At 66.5% G+C, this 3,471-nt stretch carries 3 protein-coding genes; all 3 read left to right on the top strand.

What is annotated here, in order from left to right; translation table 11 throughout:
- Nucleotides 1–310 precede the first annotated feature (310 nt).
- The 3 genes from sseA (at nt 311) to H926_RS0104000 (ending at nt 3,443) form a co-directional block, all read left to right on the top strand.
- Nucleotides 311–1,168, top strand: coding sequence for a 3-mercaptopyruvate sulfurtransferase (sseA, locus tag H926_RS0104010; protein WP_022675168.1), 858 nt, complete (start codon nt 311–313; stop codon nt 1,166–1,168).
- A gap of 95 nt (nt 1,169–1,263) precedes the next feature.
- Complete coding sequence (gene metC, locus H926_RS0104005) at nt 1,264–2,496, top strand: cystathionine beta-lyase (RefSeq protein WP_022675167.1); 1,233 nt, start codon at nt 1,264–1,266, stop codon at nt 2,494–2,496.
- Entirely contained in the window at nt 2,493–3,443 is a 951-nt protein-coding gene (locus H926_RS0104000; protein ID WP_022675166.1) for a mechanosensitive ion channel family protein, read from the top strand. The genes metC and H926_RS0104000 overlap by 4 nt, the downstream gene beginning before the upstream one ends.
- The last annotated feature ends 28 nt before the right edge of the window (nt 3,444–3,471 follow it).

Below are 3,471 nucleotides of genomic sequence, written 5' to 3'. Positions count from 1 at the left end.
GGGCCACGCGCGAGGACGATGGCGGCGCGGCCCATGCCCATGCCGCGTTCCTGGTCGGCCAGCCGGCCGCGCCGGGCGATCCGGCCGCGCGGCTGCAACCCTTTCGCCTCGATCAGGGGCCACGCGTATTCGAAACGCTCGATCAGCGGCCCATGCCCCTGCCTGCGCTGTGAGAGGCTGCGGCGAAAAGTGAAACGAAACGGGGCGTCGATTGGCTATTTTTGCAATCGACGCCATCGCCCCGCAGGATTAAGTTCAGCGTCCAAAATCAACCCGCGCCAGACGGGTCGCACGCAGGCAGGAGAAATTCATGGAACCGCTGGTCTCCACCCAATGGCTCGCCAACGAGATGGGTGCGAGCGATCTGCGCATCGTCGATGCCAGTTGCTTTTTGCCCGAACACAAGCGCGATGCCGCGCTGGAGTATGAGGCGTGCCACATTCCTGGCACTGTCTTCATGGATCTGGGCAACTTGGTGGACAACGCCACCGGCCTGCCCAACACGCTGCCCCCGGCGGAAAAATTCGCCAGCCGCATGCAAAGCCTGGGCCTGGGCGATGGCAGCCGCATCGTGCTTTACGATGACAGCCCGATTAAATCGTCCACCCGCGCCTGGTTTCTGCTGACACTGTTCGGCGCGCAGAACGTGGCGCTGCTCGATGGCGGGATCGCCAAGTGGAAGGCCGAAGGGCGCCCCTGCGCGCAAGGGCGCGAAACCCTGCGTCACCGCCATTTCACCGCGTGGAGCGACCTGAGCGCGCTGCGTTCCAAGGCGCAAGTGCTCGACAACCTGTCCAGCCATGCCGAACAGCTGGTCGATGCGCGCGGCGCCGGCCGCTTTACCGGCGATGTCAAGGAAACCAACCCGGCGCTGGCCAGCGGCCACATTCCCGGCGCGCGCAACGTGCCCTATGCCAGCCTGTTCGCTGCTGATGGCACCTGGAAAAAGCCCGATGGCCTGCGCGCCGCCTTTGCCGACGCCGGAGTCGATCTCGATCGCCCGGTCATCGCCAGCTGCGGTTCGGGGATGACGGCCAATGTCGTGATCTTTGCCCTGCACCTGCTCGGCAAGACCGACGTGGCGCTATATGATGGCAGCTGGAGCGAATGGGGCGCCGATCCCGCCACACCCAAGGAAACCGGCCCGGCCACCTGCCTGGTAGATTGACCGGCGTAGATTGATCGCGTTGCATTGATCTGCCGGGCGCGGCGCATCTGTTTGCAGGCTTTCGGAATGGGCGCATCTGTGCTTTGCACGCGGGCATGACTGCCCCTTCCGACAAGCCGCTCAAGACCGCCACCCGCATCGTTGCCGCCGGGCGCCGGCCGGAATGGACCGGCACGCCCGGCCAGCCCGGCGCGGTCGTCAACCCGCCGGTGTGGCGCGCCAGCACGCACCTCTATCCCGATATGGCTGCCCTGCGCAGCCACCCCGGCAACGCCGATGGGCATTTCTATTACGGCCGGCGCGGTGCGCCCACGCAATGGGCCCTGGCCGAGGCATTGACCGGGCTGGAACCAGGCGCCGAGGGGGGCGGCGCCGTGCTCTATCCCTCTGGCGTCAGCGCGATCTGCGGCGCGCTGCTCACCGTGCTGCGGCCCGGCGATACGCTGCTGCTGACCGACAATGCCTATGAGCCCAGCCGCGCCATGGCGCGCGGCCTGCTGGCCGATTTCGGCGTGAAGACGATCTGGTTCGATCCTATGGACACTGCCGCCTTTGCCGCGCTGTGCCCCGGCGCCAAGGCCGTGCTGCTGGAAGCGCCGGGCAGCCTGACCATGGAAGTGCCCGACATGCCCGCGCTGATCGGCGCGGCCAAGGCACACGGTCTGGCCGTACTGGTGGACAATACCTGGGCTTCACCGCTTGGCTTTGCGCCCTTGGCCCATGGCGCGGACATCAGCATCATGTCGCTGACCAAGCATGTCAGCGGCCATTCCGACGTGGTGATGGGCAGCGCCACGGCTGGCGCGCACTGGTATGGCAAGCTGCGCCTGCGCTGCCAGAACCTGGGCCTGGTCGTTTCGCCAGACGATGCCGCGATCATGCTGCGCGGCCTGCGCACCATGGCGCTGCGCCTCGATGCCGCGACCGCTGCCGCGCTGCGCGTGGCGCAATGGCTCGACACCCGGCCCGAAGTGGCGCGCGTGCTGTGCCCGATGCTGCCGGGATCGCCCGGCCACGATCACTGGTGCCGCGATTTCACCGGCGGCTGCGGGCTGTTCAGCTTCGTGCTCAAGGGCGGCACGGCCAAGGCACGCGATGCCTTGATCGATGCGCTGGCTCTGTTCGGCATCGGCTACAGCTTTGGCGGTTTTGAAAGCCTGGCCACGCCCGTCGATCCCGCCGCGATCCGCACCGCCAGCCCCTGGCCCCGGCCCGACATGGACGCGGCCGATCGCTTTGCCGTGCGCCTGGCCATCGGCCTGGAAGATGCCGACGATCTGATTGCCGATCTGGAACAGGCGCTGGCTGCCTGGGCGGCGGCACGATGAGCAGCTGGGTCAGCCACAAGACGCACCGCCAGGTCGGCGATTTCCTCCAGTCGCTCGACGATCTCGGGTTTGACGTGGGGCACTACCACATCTCGGTGTTCAACGCCGGCAAGATGGTGCTGGTGGTCTTTGCCATGTTCATGCTGGCCCGGCTGGGCAGCCGGCTGGCGCGCTATTTCTTTGCCCGCGCCACCAGTCTCGATCCGGTGCAGCAGGTCTTGGGCGAAAAGATCGTCTCGCTCATGGTCTGGGCGCTGGCGTTCTTCATGGGCATTGACCTTTTGGGGATCAATTTCACCGCGCTGACGGTATTTTCCGGTGCCTTTGGCCTGGCCATCGGCTTTGGCCTGCAGAAGACCTTCGGCAACCTGATTGCCGGGCTAATCCTGCTGATGGATCGGTCGATCAAGCCCGGAGACGTCATCGCGATCAACGATGGCAAGGGCAGCACCGTGGGCCAGGTGCGCAAGATCGGCATCCGCGCCGTGTCGGTGGCCACGCGTGACAACCGCGAATACCTGATTCCCAACGAAATCCTCATGACCACCCAGGTCGAAAACTGGTCCTATTCCAACACCCAGATCGTGCTGACCATCCCGGTCAGCGTGGCCTATGGCACCGATATCGACATGGCGGAAAAGCTGATGTTGCAGGCCGCCCGCGCCGCGCCGCGCGTGCTGAGCGATCCGGGGCCATCGGTGGCGATGACCGCGCTGGGTGCCAGCGGCATCGACATGGCGATCTATGTGACGATCGAAGATCCGCAGGATGGCACCGGCAACGTGCGCAGCCAGGTGCTGCGCGCGTTGTGGCAGCTGTTTCAGGAACACGGGGTGGAAGTGCCCTATCCGCAGCAGGAGGTGCGCCTGCGCGATACCGCCGGCCTGCGCGCGGTGCTGGGCGCCGGGGCGGCGTCAGAGCCAGACGTGCCGCACCGCCCGCAGTGATGCCCCGCCGCTGCGGCGCGGCCACTTG

This window comes from Novosphingobium sp. B-7, from assembly GCF_000410615.1.
GTDB lineage: Bacteria > Pseudomonadota > Alphaproteobacteria > Sphingomonadales > Sphingomonadaceae > Novosphingobium > Novosphingobium capsulatum.
The sequence above is the reverse complement of the archived record's forward strand: the minus strand, read 5'-3'. Positions and strand labels throughout refer to the sequence as shown.

Excerpts from the sequence above, each read along its gene's own strand:
- metC (WP_022675167.1), top strand. The coding sequence starts at position 1,264 with ATGACTGCCCCTTCCGACAAGCCGCTCAAGACCGCCACCCGCATCGTT.
- sseA (WP_022675168.1), top strand. The coding sequence starts at position 311 with ATGGAACCGCTGGTCTCCACCCAATGGCTCGCCAACGAGATGGGTGCG.
- H926_RS0104000 (WP_022675166.1), top strand. The coding sequence starts at position 2,493 with ATGAGCAGCTGGGTCAGCCACAAGACGCACCGCCAGGTCGGCGATTTC.